General features: G+C 37.5%; 15 protein-coding genes and 1 tRNA gene. 7 read left to right on the top strand and 9 right to left on the bottom strand.

The features are described 5' to 3' along the window. Positions 1 to 72 precede the first annotated feature (72 nt). Complete coding sequence (locus tag OK344_RS07470) at positions 73 to 5,946, bottom strand: alpha-2-macroglobulin family protein (RefSeq protein ID WP_265144208.1); 5,874 nt, start codon at positions 5,944 to 5,946, stop codon at positions 73 to 75. Positions 5,947 to 6,007: 61 nt separating this feature from the next. On the opposite strand from OK344_RS07470, the gene OK344_RS07465 reads away from it, so the two are divergent. The 3 genes from OK344_RS07465 to OK344_RS07455 are packed head-to-tail and all read left to right on the top strand — an operon-like array spanning position 6,008 to position 8,142. Then, on the top strand, positions 6,008 to 6,763 hold the full coding sequence (locus OK344_RS07465; protein WP_265144207.1) for a UbiA prenyltransferase family protein: 756 nt from the start codon (positions 6,008 to 6,010) through the stop codon (positions 6,761 to 6,763). A gap of 3 nt (positions 6,764 to 6,766) precedes the next feature. Continuing rightward, on the top strand, positions 6,767 to 7,852 hold the full coding sequence (recF, locus tag OK344_RS07460) for a DNA replication/repair protein RecF (RefSeq protein WP_265144206.1): 1,086 nt from the start codon (positions 6,767 to 6,769) through the stop codon (positions 7,850 to 7,852). Next, complete coding sequence (locus OK344_RS07455; RefSeq protein ID WP_265144205.1) at positions 7,849 to 8,142, top strand: hypothetical protein; 294 nt, start codon at positions 7,849 to 7,851, stop codon at positions 8,140 to 8,142. Before recF ends, OK344_RS07455 begins: the two co-directional genes overlap by 4 nt. On the opposite strand, the gene OK344_RS07450 is transcribed toward OK344_RS07455, so the two are convergent. Genes OK344_RS07450 through OK344_RS07440 form a run of 3 tightly spaced genes read right to left on the bottom strand, consistent with a single transcriptional unit; the run spans position 8,120 to position 11,903 of the window. Next, positions 8,120 to 10,153 carry a transporter-like protein gene (locus tag OK344_RS07450; RefSeq protein WP_265144204.1) on the bottom strand — a complete coding sequence of 678 codons (2,034 nt, stop codon included), beginning with the start codon at positions 10,151 to 10,153 and terminating at the stop codon, positions 8,120 to 8,122. The genes OK344_RS07455 and OK344_RS07450 overlap by 23 nt on opposite strands. Positions 10,154 to 10,171: 18 nt before the next feature. Continuing rightward, positions 10,172 to 10,816 carry a monofunctional biosynthetic peptidoglycan transglycosylase gene (gene mtgA, locus OK344_RS07445; RefSeq protein ID WP_265144203.1) on the bottom strand — a complete coding sequence of 215 codons (645 nt, stop codon included), beginning with the start codon at positions 10,814 to 10,816 and terminating at the stop codon, positions 10,172 to 10,174. Between the two features lie 40 nt (positions 10,817 to 10,856). Continuing rightward, positions 10,857 to 11,903: an ABC transporter substrate-binding protein gene (locus OK344_RS07440; RefSeq protein WP_265144202.1), complete on the bottom strand. Its 1,047-nt coding sequence runs from the start codon at positions 11,901 to 11,903 to the stop codon at positions 10,857 to 10,859. A gap of 46 nt (positions 11,904 to 11,949) precedes the next feature. On the opposite strand from OK344_RS07440, the gene OK344_RS07435 reads away from it, so the two are divergent. Then, a tRNA-Arg gene (locus tag OK344_RS07435) sits at positions 11,950 to 12,023 on the top strand. A gap of 27 nt (positions 12,024 to 12,050) precedes the next feature. On the opposite strand, the gene prmA is transcribed toward OK344_RS07435, so the two are convergent. From prmA to OK344_RS07420, 3 genes are all read right to left on the bottom strand, one after another. Further along, entirely contained in the window at positions 12,051 to 12,878 is an 828-nt protein-coding gene (gene prmA, locus OK344_RS07430; RefSeq protein ID WP_265144201.1) for a 50S ribosomal protein L11 methyltransferase, read from the bottom strand. A gap of 147 nt (positions 12,879 to 13,025) precedes the next feature. After that, positions 13,026 to 14,027, bottom strand: coding sequence for a glycosyltransferase family 2 protein (locus tag OK344_RS07425; RefSeq protein WP_265144200.1), 1,002 nt, complete (start codon positions 14,025 to 14,027; stop codon positions 13,026 to 13,028). Positions 14,028 to 14,061: 34 nt separating this feature from the next. Next, positions 14,062 to 15,225 carry a THUMP domain-containing class I SAM-dependent RNA methyltransferase gene (locus OK344_RS07420; protein ID WP_265144199.1) on the bottom strand — a complete coding sequence of 388 codons (1,164 nt, stop codon included), beginning with the start codon at positions 15,223 to 15,225 and terminating at the stop codon, positions 14,062 to 14,064. 134 nt (positions 15,226 to 15,359) lie between these two features. Between OK344_RS07420 and OK344_RS07415 the strand changes: the two genes are divergently transcribed. Together OK344_RS07415 and OK344_RS07410 are read left to right on the top strand one after the other, a co-directional pair. Continuing rightward, complete coding sequence (locus OK344_RS07415) at positions 15,360 to 16,097, top strand: class I SAM-dependent methyltransferase (RefSeq protein WP_265144198.1); 738 nt, start codon at positions 15,360 to 15,362, stop codon at positions 16,095 to 16,097. A 62-nt stretch (positions 16,098 to 16,159) separates the two neighbouring features. Further along, on the top strand, positions 16,160 to 16,852 hold the full coding sequence (locus OK344_RS07410; protein ID WP_265144197.1) for a ZIP family metal transporter: 693 nt from the start codon (positions 16,160 to 16,162) through the stop codon (positions 16,850 to 16,852). Between the two features lie 63 nt (positions 16,853 to 16,915). Here OK344_RS07410 and OK344_RS07405 read toward each other — a convergent pair whose 3' ends face one another. Continuing rightward, positions 16,916 to 18,442: an OmpP1/FadL family transporter gene (locus tag OK344_RS07405; protein ID WP_306400453.1), complete on the bottom strand. Its 1,527-nt coding sequence runs from the start codon at positions 18,440 to 18,442 to the stop codon at positions 16,916 to 16,918. Next, a complete protein-coding gene (locus OK344_RS07400) occupies positions 18,339 to 19,301 on the bottom strand; it encodes a prolyl-tRNA synthetase (RefSeq protein ID WP_265144196.1) in 963 nt (320 codons plus the stop codon). The genes OK344_RS07405 and OK344_RS07400 overlap by 104 nt, the downstream gene beginning before the upstream one ends. 145 nt (positions 19,302 to 19,446) lie before the next feature. Between OK344_RS07400 and proS the strand changes: the two genes are divergently transcribed. Continuing rightward, a complete protein-coding gene (gene proS, locus OK344_RS07395) occupies positions 19,447 to 20,922 on the top strand; it encodes a proline--tRNA ligase (RefSeq protein WP_265144195.1) in 1,476 nt (491 codons plus the stop codon). Positions 20,923 to 20,948: the final 26 nt, after the last annotated feature.

Genomic DNA, 20,948 nt, shown 5'->3' with positions numbered 1-20,948 from the left:
AAAAAAAATGCTTTGACATTTGTCAAAAAAAAAAATCGCCCACAAATTTTTTGTGGGCGATTTTATTTTCAATTATTCAGAAATAGAAACTTTCGTTCCCTGTGTATGCGCATTCATTTGCGGCGCGTAATAATTCTGCAAGGTGGTAATTCCGTTGCTGAAAGTTCCCGCTGCATTACAAATATAATCATAATCGAAAACGTATTTTCCTTTCGGCATATATTCGATGTAGAAATTGGTAGAAGCATCTTTGGTGACTTGATAATAGCCCAAATTATTTTTCCATTGATAGCCAGAAAGTACGTCAACCGGTTCAAAACCTGCGGCTCTCATATCTTTAAGGTGAATAAATTCCATATTTCTGTCGGTGTTCAGAATCATTCTTACCGTTACTTTATCGCCGATTTTCAAAGGTGAATTTCCTGTAATTTTTTGCAATTCTTCACCATTTACGGTTTTTACTTTTTTGTACAATTCTTTGGTGATGGAAATATAAGTTTCAGAAGATTTAATTTTGTCTAGATCCTCATAATATTGCCAAAATAAACCACCCTGCACAATTCCAGCTCCTGGTTTTGTAATCGTAACCGTTGCCAAATTTTTATCTAATTTATCTGAATTTACCGCAGATTTTACGTAACCAGTTGCTTTTGTATCAGGATTGGTGAGTTCTTCTCCGCCCCAAATGATGGTGGCTTTATCAGATTCCGCAGAAGTCCAAGATTTACCGGAATTGAGAATCGTGTAAATCACTTCGGCTGTACTTCTAGAAGTATCCCAATTAGAAACTTCTTTCTGCGTAATCAGCCAAATTTTCATTTCTTCTACAAAATTTTGGTCAGATGTCAATTTATTAAACGCTTCCAAAGCACCAGCGTGATTTACGGTTTTAGAAGAATACCAACCCCAATCGTTGAGATTTTGTTTCCAATACACCCCTTGAGTTTCGCTTTGCACGGAAGTTTCTTTCAAATAAGTCATCAATTTTTTAGAAATATCTTTTAAATGGTAAGCATCAAAAAGTAAAGCTGCTCTATGCAAACCAAAAAAAGTAAAATCAGAAATTTTTGCAGTTTTGGCTTTTGAAATCACTAAATCTTTCATTTTCTTGCCATCACCTTTCAGCGGATATTCTTTTTCCCAATAATGACGGGTATCCAAATAATCTAACACATAATTGCTCCAAACATTTTCCTTTTTCACTTCATAATATCTACTCACTTCATTATCCACATATCTCACCAACTGAGCAACCATTACTTTTTGTTCAGAAGATTGATAATCTGCTAAATTTCCTGTCAACCATTCATTAATTCTGCCTAAATTTTTCAAAATATAAAGCGAATTGTAGTAAGAACTTGGGTAACCAGCGTACCACGAAAAACCACCATCAGGATTTTGCAGTTTTTTCAGTTCGCTCCAATCATCATTGATTGAATTTCGCATGGAATTCGCATCAAACAATCTTGCTAATTTTGCCATTTGTTCGGTTTCGTTTTTAGCATCCAAAACCCAAGGTGTTTCTTCCAATAACAACTGTTTCAATTCTTGGTTTTTCTCGAGATTTGAATTCAATAAACCTTTAGATTGATATTCATCAAAAACAGTTTTCATTTTCGGATTGGCTTTGAAAATTTCAGACGCCAAAACATCGGCAAACCATTTATTGAAAACCACATCCGCAGAAAGATTATTATCATTCTTAAGACTTGGCAACGCAAAAATCACTTCCCAAATTGGATTGGTAGTGAGTTCTAATGTATTGGAAACATTGGTCGCTGTTTTAGAAGAATTATTTTTCAGATTTTCTAAAACAAAGGTTTTGGTTTGACCTTCCTTCACAAAAACCGGAACGGCATCAGTCACCAACATTCTGTTTGGAAGAACCGCAATTGCTTTTTGTTCGCCATCCGAAAATTGACCAGCTTTCGCAACATTTTTAATGATGATAGAGGAAACTCCGTTCGGAACTTTTACATTCCATTGAACAGTTGTGCTTCCGTTTTCTTTTAATGTAAATGATTTTTGAATCTCTTTTAAATCAAACTGAGAAGAAATATCTTCGTTGGTAAAAGCATCTAATATTTGCAAATTCGCAAAACCGTTGAGTTGTTGATTTGTTAAATTGCTCAATTTAGATTTAAAAATCATTTCATCACCTTCACGCAAAAATCTAGGATAATTAGGTGTTACCGAAAATTCTTTCTGCGTAACCACTTCTTTCTCCAAAACAGCAGCTCTCGCATCTTTGGTATGCGCCAAAAACATCAATTTCCATTGGGTTAAAGCTTCCGGAGAAGTAAATTCAAAAGTGACATTTCCGTCTACATCCGTCATTAAATTTGGATAGAAAAACGCGGTTTCGTTGAGATTTTGACGAACCTGAAGATCGTCTAAATTTTCCTTACTATTTGGAGGCGGAGGTGTTTCAACTTTTGGCGCTTTAACAGGTTCAGGAACTATATTTTGAACAACTTTCATTGCAGAATCCGAAAGTGATCTCACTCCTCTGATAACTACATTACTTTTTTCCATTTTCGCTTCTTCAGCATAAGCCGTAACCATTTGCTCACGAACAATTCTTCCATAAATTCCACCATCAAACCAATTAAAATTAGGGAAATTCACACTTTTCTGCTTTAAATACGGAACTCGTCTGTTGTAAAATTCCTGAGCAAGATTTTCATTAATTCCATAAGAATTCATCAGAAAATATCGCTGATACAACTGCTGCCACGAATAAGAATTGGCTGAAAACTGATCCAAAGATTTGTCGTACATACTGGCCAAAACTTCAGCATTGATTTTCTCTTTATCTTCCCCGAGAATTTTTACCGTCCATTTTTCTTTTGAACCAGGTTGCAGTTTATCGCGAAAAGTCTCCGTTTCAATTCTCAAAGGCTTTTTATCAGACTTAATTTTCAGATTCACCGATTCAGTTTGCACATCGTTGAAAGCTACCAACTGAAACTGAACATTGATCTGATCGATGTTTTCGTCTTTCGGGAACGCTACTTCGTACGGTAAAACTCCATTTTTGAAAGTTTTCTGTTCGGTTACCGTCTTTCCATTTCCATTCTGCACATAAATGTAGACCAACGCATTTGGAATTGCCGAATAAGCGTAGATAGTCGCCTTTTCATTTCGGTGAAATTCCAATTTTGGTTGAATGATTTTCAGGAAAGGTTTTTGAGAATCGGTGAGGAATCTTTTATCGAAAACCTCGAAAGTTTTTTCGGTTTTTATCGTGTCTTTTCCTTCGATGTTATAGAGCTCGAGTTTGTATTTTCCTGCTGATAAAGAGCCAAGATTCAAGACACTAGAATCAAGATTTTTTAATTCCGAAGCATCGGTTTTCGGTTCTTGATTTTTTTCAAAAATTACTTTTTCTACTCTATTTTCTTTCTCCGATTTGTCAAAATAATCATGTGGGAATTTTTGCATAAATTCTGCCTTCGAAAGTTGCGGCAAATCCTGAATCTCATTCTCGAAATTGCTTCGGAAAATTCTTTCTTTCGGTTGCAGTTTCGACAATTTTACCTGATATGATTTATTTAAATTCTGGTCATTGTAATTTTTGGTTTCAACTTTAATTTTCAAATTCTCACCGGCAAATGTATCTTTCATATCATCAACTTTGATGTAGTGTGAAACCGAAGCCACTTTCAGATTGGTTTGATCAGATTGCGTTTCGCCGTTAATATCGGTAACCGAAGCATTAATTTGATAATTATCAATCTGAATTCCTTCTAAAGTTTCATCTTTTTTAAGGTGTAGTTTTATGGTAAATTCACCTTTTTCATTCGTTTTTACTTCGCCAAGAATTGAGTTTTCATTGTCATTTCCACGAGGATACCACCAGAAATATCTCCAACGAATATTCTGTTTTTTGATTTCGTAATTTACGGTTGCATTACTCAATGGAACTCCGGAAAACATCATTGCTTTTCCTTTCAGTTCAATGGTTTGCCCGTATTTATATTCATCTTTTACAGGCTCAAAAGTCACTTCAAATTTTGGCCTTTTGTATTCTTCAACTTGGAATGATTTGTAGGAATCTATATTATTTCCTTCAACTTGAAGAGAAAAACTGCCATTTAGTTTCCCGTTGGGCAAAATAAAATTTCCATTGTATGAACCAAATTCATTGGTTTTGAAATTCTGTGAAGAAATTTCCTCATCGTTTGCATCGTAAAGTGTGATTTTTTGTGAAATTCCCGCGGAAATACTTTCTATTTCTTTATTGATTTTCGTATTAATTACCTTAAAATAAACGGTTTGTCCAGGTCTATAAATTGCTCTATCTAGGAAAATTTGTGCCTGTTCTCTGTCCTCAATTTTATTTTCTCCGTAGTATTGATTTCCATAAGCTTGAATCAAATTGTAATCGTTGGTTTTCGGTTGTTGTACCAAAAAATAGCGATAATACTCTTTATCTTTAGAAACCGGAAATTTGAAATTCGCAGCATTATCGGAATTGATATTATAGGTATTGACGGTTTTTCCACGAGAATATTCGAAGATTCTCAAACCTTCATTAGAAATCGGTTTTCCGTTTTCCCGATGGACTAATTTTAGTCGATCTTCAATGGATTTTCTCTCATCTTTTTGGTCGTAAATCAATCTAGAAGAAGTCGCAATAAAGTAAAAATGTTCCTGAATGGCGTTTTCTACAACATATTCCACCAAATAAATTCCCGACGGGAGGGGCTTTATTTCTAATGAAGTTTGGTGATTTTGGAAATCATTCAAGTTCGGAAGTCTGAAAATCTCCTTTCTCACCAACGATTTTTTAATTGCTGAAAAATTATTTTTATCATAAGAATTTGAAACGTACTTCAGGAAGTTGGTTACATCATCTTTCACCTCATAAATATTTAAGGAAAACTGATTTACATTTTTCCCTGTAGCAAGCAAATGAATCGGCAAATTTGCCTGCGTATGTTTCTCATATTTTATGGCTAAAGTAGGATTGATAATCTGATTCTTTCTGTTTTCCAAATTGTTATAAAACTGCGATTTTGGATACTGTTTTTTCCCATCTTCAATCCATTGCAGCGCTTCTGCGAATTTTTTATCTGCCGTTAAAAGATCCACAATATCCGCAATAATCATTAACTTGTAATCGCCTTCAATATTGGATTTCGCAAGGTTTTGCAGCTGCAAAAATTGGTTTTTGCAATTCGTAAATCCGCATTCATCATTCAGTTTTTTATGCTGAAAATAGAGTTTTGAATTCCCGGAATTTATGGAAATCAATTCCTCATAATTTGATAAAATTCTGGCTTGATTTTGTTTTAATTCGTTCGGAGTGAAAAGATCATTGTTTTTTAGAAATTCAATTTCATTAGAAAAACTCCAATCAAATAAAGTTGGAAAATATTCCAAATCATTTTTATTTTCGAAAATTTCTTTAATATCCGAGGTTTTTATTTTCTTTAAATGATCTTTTTCTGCATTTAAAATCGAAAAATTTTTAGTTAGAAAATTTTTAAAATCCAATTTGCTCCAGGTTTCGATTTGTGCAAAATCTTGGTTATCAAAATTCGTTCTTTGGTTGATTTCCCAAGAATTATTTTGGTAATAATCCCAAAAAAATTCTCCCAATAAAACCTGAAAAACCAATTTCTGATCACCTTTCAGTGTTTCCCCGAATGTTGAAAGTTTCTTGAAAAAACGGCTCGTAGCATCATTGTCACCATCATCATACGTTTGGTTGGAAATACTGAATTCCGCCTTCAGCGAGCGGATCAATTGGTTAATATTTTCATCTTTCATAGCTTGTTTCTGGATTTCTAAAATAATGGGAAGGTTGGATTTGTACTTTCCGGTTTTGTAATTATCGCTGACTTTTTTCCACTGGTCATCATAATACTTCTGTCCAAAAAGCGGCGCAAAGAACATTATCAAAAGAAAAAAACTGAAGATTTTGGTGAGATTTTTCATAAAAAATTGGTGCTAATTAGCTTTAGGATGGCGAAACAATTTATTGGTTAAATTTGCGCAGATGCAGATTCTAAATTTACTGAAAAAATATATCATCGACAGCCAAATTTTTGTTTCATTGATGGGAACGCTTTTGGCAGTGTTTTTTATGCTCGAGCAAAACTTGTTCCGCTTGCCTACGGTGATTTTAATTTTCATCACTTATTTCAGCGGCTATCTTTACACCAAATACCAACACCATAGGTTTTTCTGGAAAATATTGGTTTTCAATATATGTTGTGGCATTGTTTCAGCGGTTCTTATTTTATTGAATCACAATGAAATTCGGCTTGTAAAATGGTTTTTAATTGTAATTTTAGGCTTGCTTTACAACACCTCTTTTTTAGAAAATTATATCCGGAAAATTCCACTGCTAAAGGTTTTCTATGTAGGTCTAACCTGGGCTTTAATCAATTCTTGGCTTATCGTACCCGAATTTAAACCAGAGATTTTTTTTATTAGTTTATTCTTTATAACAGCACTTGTTTTGCCATTTGACATCCGCGATATGGAAGACGATCAAGTGATTACCTTTCCTATTTTAATTGGTGTTGAAAAAACTAAATTCCTTGCCTATCTTCTGGTTTTTTTTAGTTTGTTGATAGCGATTTTTACACTTAAATTCAATTTTGCTATTGCTTTTTTTCTTACTTGTGCCATTACTTTTCTTTTCATTTATTTTTCTGAAAATCAAAAGCCGGATGCGTACTTTTCGTTCGGTGTGGAAGCATGTTCCGGATTGCCGCTTTTATTTCTGATTTTAATGAAGTATTTTTGACAAATGATTATCCAGAAACTTCATTTAATCAATTTCAAAAACCATCCGGAAAAAACCTTTGAATTTTCACCACAAATCAACTGTTTTGTAGGCAACAACGGCGTGGGAAAAACAAATGTGGTAGATGCATTGCATTACCTTTCCGTGGCCAAAAGTTTTCTGGGAAATACCGATATCAACAACATAAAAAGCGGGGAAGATTTTTTCACAATCGAAGGTGAAATTTATGATGGTGAAAAGCAAAATATCATTAAAATCCAGATGCCGAAAGAGGCGAAGAAAATCATCAAAAAGAATGACAAGTCTTACGACAGGCTGGCGGATCACATCGGTTTTTTGCCGAGTGTCATTATTTCTCCTTACGATTCCAATTTAATTTCCGATTCGGGTGAAAGCAGAAGAAGATTTCTGGATGCCATGATTTCTCAGACGGATGCCGATTATCTTTTTAATCTGATTCAGTACCAAAAAACCGTGCAGCAGCGAAATGCCTTATTAAAAAGCTTTGCTAAAAACAGGTATTTTGATGCCGAAAATCTGGAGATTTACAATGAACCTTTAATTAAATTCGGAACGCGGATTTTTGAAAAAAGACAACAGTTTACAGACTCCATCGTGCCGCTGATTCAGAATTATTACGAAATAATTTCGAACGGAAATGAAAAAGTATCGGTAAATTACCACTCAGATTTACAGGAAGACAGTTTCGAGAATCTTCTGCACCACACTAGCGAAAAAGACCGGATGCTTACTTATACCTCGAAAGGCATTCATAAAGATGATCTTATTTTTGAAATGAATGGTAATTCGCTAAAAAAAATCGGAAGCCAGGGACAGCAGAAATCTTTTTTAATCGCACTGAAACTATCACAGATGAACAGAATTAAAGAACTTACGGGAAAAACACCGGTTCTTCTGCTGGATGATATTTTTGATAAACTCGATGACACGCGGGTTTCACAATTAATAGAACTTGTTAACCAGGAGCATTTCGGCCAGATTTTTATCACCGACACGAACAGGGAACGTACGGAAAAAGTGGTGAAGAAAATTAATGAAGAAAGCAGAATTTTTGAAATTGAACCATGAGAAAGAAAAAACGCGAATTTCAGTCATCCGAACTGGTGAAATCCTTTGCCCGAATTTATGGTTTTGAGGATAAGCTGCTTGCTTTTGAGATAAAGGATTTTCTGCATGAATATCTTAATGACGCCTTGTTCAGCGAAATTGAATCGGTAAATCTGAACAGGAAAATTTTAGAAATCCGCATCAAATCGCCACTGCTAAAAAATGATTTCCGGATGCGTAAAAGCTTCTTCCTAAATAAATTTAAAGAGAAATTCGGCGAAGAAAATATCAGCGATCTTCAGATTTCGTAGCTACCGTATTTTCTACCATTTCCTTTGCGCTGCTGTCGAGTTCTGAACGGATGGGCAGGAAAAACTGTAAAGGATTTTTCATAAAATACCTGAAAATTTCTTTGTAAATTTCAGTCACTTCCCCAAAATTTACTTTTCGGGACCGGAAAGCCAGAACCATAGAAAGTCCGAAACTCACCGCAAAATTAAAGAATCCAATCAAAAATACGGTGATCACAGAAATCACTACGGTATAGGTATGAACCTCAAATCCTTTTCCATAAAAGCCCAGTGCGATATTCCCGGCGGCAAATGTAATGTGTCGGATGTCCAGATCCAGACCCAGAAAAAGGCCAACAGGACCGGTAATCCCAAGGAACACGCCAAACCAGAAGTTCGAAATAATTCCGGCGGCATTTTTTGCGTAATAATCTGAAATATTTTGTGCTGATTTTTTGCCAAGAAAATAATTCAGGAAAGGATTTTTGGCAATTCTTTTCGGAATATGGTAAAACACCGAACTGTTTCCGATATTTCCCGAAATAATTCCCGAAATGAAAAGGAAAAAACCTGCAATACACGCATGGAAAATAGCTTTGGATTTGAAAGGATCGTGATCCTGAAGTATGTTTGAGGCTTTTTCTGCTGCAAAATTTTGTTGAAAAAGCACATCAAGACCGTAAATAATGGCAAGCGCTACAGGAAAAGCCAGCGCCACATTTCCCATAAAAGCGATAAACTGAGAACGGAAAACTTTAGAAACAAGATGCGCAAAATCCACATAATTTTTCTGGGTATTTTCGCCTTCAGAAAGTACTTTGGCCATGGTTGCGGCCGTCATTGCCGGCTGTTTTGTGGCTAAAGTAAAACTCATCAGATAAATCATAATGAATCCCATCGCGTAATTAAAGGCGTATAAGATTCCGTGAGAAAAATCGCTACCCGGAAGTGATCCGTAAAAAAGCTTTAATACCACCAGACAGCCCACGATAATTCCGCCGCCACTGGCTTTCAGGAACATGCTCATATAATCCCGACGGGAATTGGTGATATAATGCGTTCCTGTTTCTGCCGTATGGTTGGTAATTAGGTGAGACATCAGCCGGGTGCTGTCAGAAACCAAATCCAGCAGGTTATTCTTGTGAGATTTATAATTCAGGATATTGAAAAACAGCTGTTTAGATTTACGCACCACATCATCTTCCTCATCAATCACCATCACCTGATGAATATCGCTCATGCGGTTCAGCTGCTGCCTGATCTTGAGCAGCGACTGGTTAATTTTACTCGATATCCCGTATTTCGCTGAGTTTTTAAAGGCTAAAGTCACAAAATCGAGACATTGCTCGAGATACACTTTAATCTGCTTATAATGTACGTCTTTGGAATTCAGGATAAACTCAGGATTTTCAGCGAAATTTTCATTCAGGCGGTCGAGTTCATTCTGCAGGGCCAGAAAAGGATTATCGAATTTGCGGTATTCCGGCGCCATATTTACCACTTCCACGTCCATTGCATTTCCGATGACTCGCCAGGCAAGAATATTCATGGAAAAAAGCAACTCATTTTTCACCTTAGGACGGATGATTATATCATCGATCCTTAGCAGTTGGAAAAATTCGGTGAGCTGTTCCTCCGGGATACTTTGGAAATACTGTAGGTCTTTGCCCGTTCTTACCGAAATCGCATCGACCAGAAACCATACCGTATTTTCGTGTTCTACTGCAGGCAGAATTTTGTTCAGGAGTCTTTTTTTGAATTCCGGAAAAAAAGCGTTTTCAGATAAAATATTAGCTTCTGTAAGGGAAAGATTAAAGGGTTTGCCTTCGAAAAGATAGTTAATATAGTACCCGAAATTCTCTGTGACATCGGGATTGGTACGCAGAAAATCAAGAATTTCGCCAAAATCAGATCCGCGGAGATTCATCAGCAGTTCAGAAAGAGGTTCCAAAGATTTCGTCTCGTTCCGGAAACTGAAATATTTGGAAAGTACGGTGTTAAAACCTGTTTTATTTCTTTTGTATAAAGACATATTGCCTACAAAGATAATTTATTTCAAATTGACGTTATTCATCTGACGCATGATCCAGCTGTGTTTTCGCTTAAGATAGGCCGATGGATTTTTGGGATCGTATTTCTTTGGGTTCGGCAGAATCGCGGCAATCCACGCGGCTTCACTTTTGGTAAGGTTTTTTGCGTTTTTGTTGAAATAATATTCGGAAGCTGCTTCTACACCGAAAACACCGCGCCCCATTTCAATAGAATTCAGATAACGCTCAAGGATGATATCTTTGCTCCACACCAGCTCAATAATAAATGTATAAACAGCTTCCAACCCTTTACGGATCCAGCTGCGGTCCTGCCAGAGAAACACATTTTTAGCGGTTTGCTGGGAAATGGTGCTTCCGCCTCGCAGTTTTTTGCCCTGTTCGTTATGTTTCATCGCTTTTTCAATCGCCTTATAATCGAAACCGTTATGGCTGAAAAATGCCTGATCTTCTGATGCGATTACCGCTTTTTTCACGTGGGTTCCCATTTCACCGTAAGAGATATAATCTCTTTTAAGTTTTCCGTACTCCAGCAAACCTCCGATTTGGGTCAGCGTAATGGGCGGATTAAAGAATTTTCCCCAGACAATGAACAGAATGTTGGCGAGGATTAAGATAAAAAACAGTTTTTTGATTTTCTTCCACATATTTAGCACAGATAATAGCCTGCAAAAATAGAAATATAAATTATTTAAGCGCTTTCAGGTATGTTAAATTATAATCGGGCAGCAATTCGGGATGAAAAATTTTGATGTAATCTTTCAGAATTAAATCAGAACGGACTACTCCGCTTTCGAAAAAATCATTCGCACTTCCCTTCTCTCTCCCGCTCACGGTGTAGAGTTTTCCGTGATGATATACATTCATTTTCGTGTAATTCGGGTTGATCTGCAATAGTTCTTTCTTTGTCTTATGGTTTCCCACATTCACCCAAAATTCAGCGTTCTGCGACTTAGCGAAAACCTCTTCAAAACTTAAAGGAACCGCATTGGAATCGGAGTTTTCAGCGTTAATATATTTTGCATTTGCATCTGCAATCAGGGTTGCTGAATTTGTTTTTCCGCCGGGTAAGAACCATTGGTTTCCGTACATTTCATTGGCAAGAACAACAGGTTTGTTCTGTGCTTTTTGTGCCAAAGCTTTCAGTGAATCATAGGAACTCTGAATCTCGTTAAAACGCACAACTGAAGCTTCTTCGGGCCCTAAAAGTCTTCCGAAAACCATAAGATATTTGGATTTTTCCAAAGGATTCTGCTCCAAATATTCATCTAGAAAAATAATTTCGATTCCGTTTTTTCTAATGAGATCGTAGGTATTATCGAAACTTGCAATATAATTCGTAAAGACCGCGTCGGGTTTTAATGCGATAATTTTTTCGACATCATATTTCTGCTCGTTTCCGATGTTCTGAATTTTTCCCTCTGAAATGAGACTATGAATTTTCTCCGAATAAATATATTCCGGACTGGAGATTCCGATGATTTTATCTTCTAAACTCAATTCTGTAAAGTACCCTACCAAACTTGCATTAAGCAACATTACTTTTTTAAAAGGCAGTTTCGAAACAGGAATATTGTAATTAAATTTACCCGATTTTAACTTTACAAAATCGCCGACACTTTTGAATGCGACATTTTCCGAAATTTTTTGCCAGTCGTTAAGCGTATATTTTTCCTCCTTTTTACACGACAAAAGCAGAAATAGAAATAAAAATGCAAAAAAAGTACGTTTCATTTTTTGAAAGAAATAAAAAAGTGTTATATTTGCAGACCTAAAAAAAGGCCTCGTGGCGCAACTGAATAGCGCATCTGATTACGGCTCAGAAGGTTACAGGTTTGAATCCTGTCGAGGTCACAGAAACCCTGCATTGCGCAGGGTTTTTTATTTTTCAAGCAGTAAAGAAACCCATTCTTCGCGCTGCAGTTTTCTTTTTAACGTGAGTTTTTGTTCATTACAAACCTCCATGATATCATCAACATCAAAGAAACATAATCCGGAAAGCACGAGCTGTCCGCCGTTATTTAAAACTGAAACGTAAGTCGGAATATCTGAAATCAGGATATTCCGGTTGATATTCGCCAGAATAATATTAAAATTTTCGGCACCTAAATTATCCGCAGTTCCCTGCGAAATCTCAAGTTCTACATTATTTCTTGCTGCATTTTCTTTTGAATTTTCTACCGACCATTCGTCGATATCGATGGCAACGGTTTTTCCGGCTCCTTTTTGTTTCGCGAAAATGGCAAGAACCGAAGTTCCGCAGCCCATATCGAGCACGGTTTTGTTTTCAAAATCCATGTCGAGCATCTGCTGAATCATGAGATAGGTCGTTGCGTGATGACCAGTTCCAAAGGACATTTTCGGCTGAATGATGATTTCGTGCGGAAGATTTTGGTTTTCGTGAAATTCTGCCCGGATCGACAACTGATTTTCTACATTAATCGGCTCGAAATTCTTCTCCCACTCTTCATTCCAGTTGATATTGGGCATTTCCTGATAGGTATAGGAAATTTCTACTGCTTCATTTGAAAACATATTAATTTCCTGAAGTTGCTTTTCATTAAAAAGGTTTTTCTGAATATAGGCCAGAATTCCCTCGTGTTCCTCCGTAAAACTGTCGAAACCGATTTCGATGAGTTCTGCCATCAGGATTTCGTTCCAAGGCTGAAGCGGCGATATCGTGAAGTTGAATTCTAAATAATTGTTCATGGTGAATTTTTTGTAAAAATAACTATTTTTCTATTGATAAGGGAACTGCGCCCCGGATTGAACGGCATGTTTGAGCTCTTTTTCCGGCGGCGGCTTCGCCGCCGCCGGAAAAAAGCGAGTAGTGAAAGCCGGAAATGTGCGCCCAAATTAATTCCTGTGAAAATGAGAAGGAAATGCATCCTCCGGTTTCTGACGGAAAATATTGAGCAGAATCCACGATTTCAGGAATCCGTAACCGTAAGAAAACATCTGGATATAGGTGGAAATTACAGCAAATGAAGCGATGCTGATATTTTTGGTCTTATACAGCGCATGAAAAAACACAAGCACAGTATACAACCCGTACATCGTAAGGAAAAGTCCTTTCTGAAAGAGAAAGTATTCAATAAAACCCAGAATGTAACCGATGAGAAAAACTGAGGGAAATGCAAACGAAATCTTCACATATTTCGGGTGACGCTGGTTAAGAATAGGTCTCGCGCAACCGAATTGGTAGACCTGTTTTGAGAATTTCCCGAAATCGACGCGCCGCTTATGGTAAACCCCAATATCATCAAAAAAGGCCGTTGTAAAACCGTTTTCCCAAAGCGTCATCGAGAGATCCGGATCTTCGCCAATCCGCATTTCTGAAAATCCGCCAACAGTTTCGAAGGCAGATTTTCTCACCCCCATGTTAAAACTGCGGGGCTGAAATTTGGTGACCGCTTTCTTGTTTCCGCGAATTCCGCCTGTAGTGAAAACTGAGGTCATGGAATAGGAAATCGCCTTCTGCATCAGGTTGAAACCTTTGTGAGCTTTATCGGCCCCGCCAAAAGCGTCGCAGGGAATTTCCGTAATATTTTTTTTGATGTTTTCGATATAATCTTTTTCGACAATCACGTCGGAATCTACAAAGACAAGCCAGTCGTTTTTTGCTCTTCTTGCGCCATAATTCCTGCTCAAACCTGGTCCGGAATTGTCTTTTCTGAAAAACTGAATATTTAAACTTTCCTGAAAAAGTGTGGTCGTTGGCCGCAGATCAATCTTGGAACCATCATCAACAATAATGATTTCAAAATCTTTATCGGTTTGATGAGACAATGAATTGAGCAGCTCGAAAAGTTCGTCTTTGCGGTTATAAATGGCGATGATGAGCGAGATGGAATTCAATGGACTGATTTCTGAATGATTTAGCGAGGAACTTTTACTGCTTTTCGAGTTTATGAATTTTCTTTGTGCCTTCATACATTTCAAACTGAAGAAAGCGACATTCCAGCTTTCCATTGAAGAGCTTTATTCTTCGGGAAGGTCTTAAACCAACTTTTTTGGCCGCATCAAGGTCTGAAGAAATAAACCACGCCAAAGTATTTGGATAATTTTTCTTGAAAGTATCGCCGATTTTCTTGTAAAATTCATTATCCTGAATTTCAATTCTCTCATCATAAGGCGGATTGAAAACCATCATCAATGGGAATAATTCTTTTTTAGACTCGAAAAAATCTTGTCGTTTTACTTCGATTATATCTTCCATTTCTGCAGCTTCTATGTTGAGATGAGCCGCGTTCAACATTTGAGAATCCAAATCGTAACCTACAATTTTGCCGGTGAATTCTTTGATTCGGTTGATTCTTACTTCTTTTATTTTCTGGAAAAGTTCTGCATCATAATTTTTCCAGTTCTGGAAAGCGAATTTCTTTCTGAAAATCTGCGCAGGCAAATCCATGGCGATCATGGCTGCTTCAATCAGCAAAGTTCCGGAACCGCACATGGGATCAAGAAAATTCCCTTTCCCTTCCCAGCCTGCCAGCTGCAGCATTCCGCTGGCCAACACTTCATTAATTGGAGCTTCACCCTGTTCTTTTCGGTAACCACGCTTGAATAAAGGATCACCTGACGAATCTAAAGAGATTGTCACCAATTCTCGGTCGATATGCAGATGGAACTTAATATCAGGATCCTGAGTGTCAACATTAGGGCGTTTTCTGTGCTTGAATTTGAAATAATCCACAATTGCATCTTTCATTTTCTGCGACATAAACTGAGAATGTCTGAACCGATCGGAATAAACCGTCGCGTCGATTGCGAAAGTTTGGTCCACATCCATATATTCATCCCACGGAAAAGCAAAAAGTTTATCGTAAAAACGGCTTTCGTCCCAGGCTTTGAAGGTGAGCACCGGAATCATTATTTTCAGCGCGGTTCTCGTGGAGTAATTGATTTTATATAGAAAACCCAGATCACCTTCGCAGTTTACCGCACGGTTTTTAATTTCCACGTTCGTACCGCCGAGTTTCTTGATTTCCTCTGCCAACACTTCTTCCAGTCCGAAAAAAGTTTTAATCTGTATCTGTAAATTTTCTGTATTCATATAAGTCTGGGTATCTAAACCCTAAAGTTGATTGGTAATGATTCCTGGGCATTTGAAATTCTGCATTTGCCTTTTAAAGAGAAATCTTTTATGATTTGTAGTTTAAGAAATGCAAATTTAGTTATTTTTGCACAATGGCATGGTTTGAAACGTGGTTTAATACCCCTTATTATCATATTCTTTACAAGGACAGAAATTTCGAAGAAGCAGAATATTTCATATCGCTGCTAATCAACGATTTGCAGATTCCGAAACATTCAAAAATTATTGATTTAGCCTGCGGAAAAGGCCGGCATTCTGTTTTTCTGAATAAAATGGGTTTTGAAGTTTTAGGACTCGATCTTTCTGAAGAAAGTATTTCGCAGAATAAAATCTTCGAGAACGATAAATTGAAATTCAAGGTTCATGATATGCGGGACCCCATATATCCGGAAATCTCGAAGATGAAAGTTGACGCAGTTTGTAATCTTTTTACAAGCTTCGGATATTTCGAAAGTGAAGATGATGACAAAAAAGTCTTTAGATCTGTTGCTGATGTACTGGAAGATAAGGGATTTTTCGTTCTCGATTTCCTGAACGAGAAGTGGGTAAAAAATACGTTGGTCGCGCAAGCGGTAACCACAAAAGGCAACATCGATTTTCATATTTCCAAAAGAATCGAAGACCAACATGTTATAAAAGATATTGTTTTTAAAGATCAGGGTGAGGATTTCCACTTTTTCGAAAAGGTGAAACTTCACACTTTGGAAGAGATTGGTTCTTATGCCGCGGAATTTGGATTTGAAAGGGTAAAAACTTACGGAGATTATAATCTCGGAACTTTCGATCGGGATACTTCTCCGCGTTGTATTAACGTTTTCAGAAAACTTTAAAAAGATTTCGAACTAAAAATTTTTAGCGGTAATTTTATCACAAACCACAATCAGAAAGATTCATGATTATTTTTCTTTTAATATTAAGTGTTCTGGCCGGAGTATTTCTCGGAAAATATTTTGGTGTGAAACAGAAATTTGCAAAAAATCTCTTGATTTTAAGTGCCGGTTTTCTAATTACCATCTGTCTTAATGATGTTTTCCCGGAAGTGTATGCCGAAGGAAATTCCAACATCGGTATTTTTGTAATCGCCGGAGTGCTTTTGCAAATGCTGCTTGAAAATCTCACAAAAGGATTCGAACACGGCCATTTTCACCATCATCACGAAGAGAAAAACATTCTACCGGTAGCACTTATGGTCGGGATGTTTATTCATGCCTTTTTGGAAGGAATTCCTCTGGCAAACGAAACCGATGTTTTCAATCCTTATTTAATGGGAATTCTTTTTCACAACCTTCCGATTTCCTTTGTTTTGGGCGCATTTCTGATTCAGAAACAGAAATTTACGACGACTTCCTGGCTGATCATTGCCTTTTTTGCAATTGCGTCACCTCTGGGATTAATTACGGGAAATTATTTTAACCCCGATTTTAAAGTCTATTTTCTGGCTCTTGTAGGCGGAATCTTTCTTCACATTTCCTCGGTTATAATCTTCGAAAGCAACAAAAATCATAATATTGACTGGTGGAAAATTCTTATGGTGATTTGCGGTGTAATTTTAGCGCTGGTGGGACATTTGTTCCATGATCATTAATAAATAAAAAGGCTCCGGATTTCTCCGAAGCCTCCCATCATTATTTCACTTAATTCCGGAAATTTAGAATTTCCAGCCTAGTGTTATAAAGAAATTGTCTTTTGTATTTTTTACGTTTGAAACTACTGATGCATCAGATTCAACAATATAATTGTTTGAAAAATATCCCATATTATTTGCTGCAGAACCCCGTAAAAACGGGCTGCTATATTCTGAATTTACATTCTGGTATGCTGCGTCGATAAAGAATGATTTGAAATCATAACCAATCCCAGCACCCACGGTATTTCTTTTTCCTAAAATCAAATTGTCGTAAGATGTATTTGCTGATGTTCCGATATCCGATAATGTACTGATCGACATCGAATCAAATGGACTTGACGCAAATCCGTAACCTCCTCTCAATCTGAAAGCAGCAATACGGTATTCTGCACCTACTTTTACCTCCGAAAGATTTTTAGAGTTTTGATCAAAAAAGCTGTTCAATTCCGTTTCAGCATCGCCATACACTTTATATTTAGGTTTTGTAAGTCCCAAAGAATAATCTACGTTGATAGCAAAATTTTTGTTGGGTACGTACGCTGCACTCAAAGTTGCTTTCATAGGTGAAGAAAGTCTGCGGTCTTCGGTATACGTTCCGTCTACTGGATTTTCATATTCGCTGTAAACTCTTGCAATGCTCCACCAGGTGGGTGTTTCGATTGAAGCACCTAATCTGAACTGTGGATTAATCTTACCGATTACTCCGACAGAAGCCGAGAAACCGTTGGCAGACTCCGAAAAAGGAGTATACTGTTTGTCATAAACATCAGTTACATTGGTATTGTCTGTAAAAGCTGCGGAGTCATACTGATCGAGCACCGAGTTGTGGAAATTCAATCCGGCACCTACATACAGTCTGTTATTATAATTTCCCCCAACACCGATACTCGTTTTGGAAAGATTACCGTATCGGTTATAAGCGTGGCCGGCAAAAGCAAGTTCATCAACAAGCGCATTGTCCGCGTCTCTGATTTCATAAATAAGATTGCTGTTTCCCGGAGTTTCGGAGTAATTCTCAATCGACTGATTCGAATAGTTTACACTTACATTCACAAATTTCCATGGCGTAGAGCCGCTCACAGGAAAAACGGCCACACCTCCAACATTTCCTAAATCAGTATTATTGACCTTGTAATCTGCAGATTTGCCTGCATATGTAGTGGTATTTTTATTGGCTTCTATCCCTAATGTTCCCGAAAATTCACTGGCGATACTCACACCAATACCCGCAGGGTTAGAAGTAAGTGTAGAAAAATCTCCTCCCAATGCTCCCATAGAACCTGCCATAGCATTGTATTTTGATGAACCGTTCAGTGAGCTGTTTGAATACACTTCAACTGTGTTTCTAAGGGTTGAAACATCCTGCGCATTTACAAAATATGCAGCAGAAAGGCTTAAAACTATTAAAGAATTTTTAATCATTTTAAAATATGAGTTTTTTAAGTTATCTTCTGAAACCGCCGCCTGACCGAGATGACCCTGAACTTGTATTGGATGAGCCGCTGTTGAATCCGCCACCGCTGCTTCCTGAACGGAAGCCCCCGTCATTTGAATTGCTTCTGATTCTCGGCTCACTATAGCTCGGAGAGCTTTGTCTCGGAGTAGTCTGTCTTGGACTTGAATCAGGCCTTGGAGTTGCTCTCAATCGTGGCTGAGTACTATTTTCAGGCCGGTTATATCTCGGATTGTTGGGTTGTGTAGAATTCATTCTTGGCGTATCATTTCTGAAGCCGGAATTATAATTATTATTTCTAATGGTAGAATTTGGAGTGGAGTTTCTTAAAGAATTCCTGAAACCACCGTCTGCACCGCTTCTCTTATAGGTAAATCCGCCATTATAGCTGTTATATCCCATTCCGTAACCATATCCGTAAGGGGAATAATATCCGTAAAGACTGTAACCGTAATAAGGATTATAATACCCGTAATAAGGACTGTAGTATCCATACCATGGGCTGTAATAACCGTACCAAGGATTATATCCCATGCCCCATGGACTGTAATAACCTCCGTAACCCCAGTAAGGTCCGAAACCGAAATTCAGTCCCCAACCTGAATACATTCCGTACGGATAGCCCCAGGTATCATTATAGAAAATATCGGTACCTGCATAATTTCCCCAGTCGGAATTCTGGTCTTTCCAGCTTTCGTTTCTGTTTTCAGAATTGAGGTATTTATTCTGATCATCTGTTGCCTGATAATCATAATATTCACCTACCCTGTTGCCACTGTTCATCACAGTACCTTCAGGCAGTGTATCTCTGTTTGGGTCGTAATATACTCCGTCGGTTTCGCTATAACCACCCATCTGCGAACCGCAGGACATTAAAATTAAACCTCCGGCAAGCGCTAAAACCACTTTAGATTTCAGGATCTGAGGTAAATTTTTATAAGTAATTTTTTCCATGATAAGGTGAAAAGTTTTAATTTGAATTATATTTGCACTTTATACCAAAATTATACCATTAACAGTGGTAAATTTTTGAGTAAAAATACACTTTTTAGAATTAGATACAAGTACTACACAAAAGTTAAATCAAAGATATAATATAATGGCAAAATTAACTTCAAGAGCCGAAGATTACAGTAAATGGTATAATGAATTGGTCGTAAAAGCTGATCTGGCAGAAAATTCCGGAGTTCGCGGCTGCATGGTAATTAAACCTTATGGCTATGCAATCTGGGAAAAAATGCGCGACGAGATGGACCGTAAATTCAAGGAAACAGGTCACGAAAATGCTTACTTCCCTATCTTTATCCCGAAAAGTTTATTTGAAGCTGAAGAAAAAAATGCCGAAGGTTTCGCAAAAGAATGCGCTGTAGTTACCCACTACAGACTGAAAACCGATCCGGAAGATCCTAAAAAACTCATCGTTGATCCCGAAGCTAAACTCGAGGAAGAACTTATCGTACGGCCAACTTCCGAAGCCATCATCTGGAATACCTATAAAAACTGGATCCAGTCCTACCGTGATCTGCCTATTCTCATCAATCAGTGGGCGAATGTTGTGCGTTGGGAAATGCGAACGCGTCTGTTTTTAAGAACTGCAGAATTCCTCTGGCAGGAAGGCCATACCGCACACGCTACCAAAGATGAGGCGATTGAAGAAACAGAAAAAATGCTCCACGTATATGCAGATTTTGCTGAAAACTTCATGGCGATACCTGTAATCAAAGGACTTAAAACAGAATCTGAAAGATTTGCGGGTGCTGATGAAACCTACTGTATCGAAGCGTTAATGCAGGATGGGAAAGCCCTTCAGGCAGGAACTTCTCACTTCCTGGGACAGAATTTCGGGAAAGCTTTTGATGTTAAATTTACCAACAGAGAAGGTAAAATCGAGCACGCCTGGGGAACTTCCTGGGGAACTTCTACCAGATTAATGGGAGCATTGATCATGACGCATTCCGATGATTTAGGTTTGGTTTTACCACCATCTCTAGCACCGATTCAGGTAGTAATTGTACCGATTTTCAAAGGAGAAGAACAGCTGCAGCAAATTGACGAAGTTGCATATGAAATTCAGTCTAAATTGAAAGCTAAAGGAATCTCAGTAAAATATGATAACCGTACAGAGAACAAACCAGGCTGGAAATTTGCCGAGTACGAACTGAAAGGTGTACCCGTTCGCATCGCGATAGGCGCCCGTGATCTGGAAAACAAAACGGTGGAGATTGCCCGACGAGATAATTTAACTAAGGAAACTAAACCGCTTGAAAATCTTGATGTCTATATTGAAAATCTGCTGAAAACCATTCAGGAAGATATCTATAGAAAGGCAGCAACCTACCGCGACGAACATATCACAAAAGTAGATTCTTACGAAGAGTTCAAGCAGGTTTTAGAGAAAAAAGGTGGATTTATTTCTGCTCATTGGGACGGTACTGCGGAAGAAGAAGAGCAGATTAAAAATGAAACCAAAGCGACCATCAGATGTATTCCTTTAGACAATCAAATGGAAGAAGGTATTTCAATGATTTCGGGAAAACCATCAAATCAGCGGGTAATATTTGCAAAATCATACTAGTTCTTTGGTTTATTATTAATAATGAT

The organism is Kaistella yananensis (genome assembly GCF_026107505.2).
In the GTDB taxonomy this organism is placed as follows: Bacteria; Bacteroidota; Bacteroidia; order Flavobacteriales; family Weeksellaceae; genus Kaistella; species Kaistella yananensis.
Note: the sequence above shows the minus strand (reverse complement) of the source record. Positions and strands in the feature narration are given on the sequence as shown.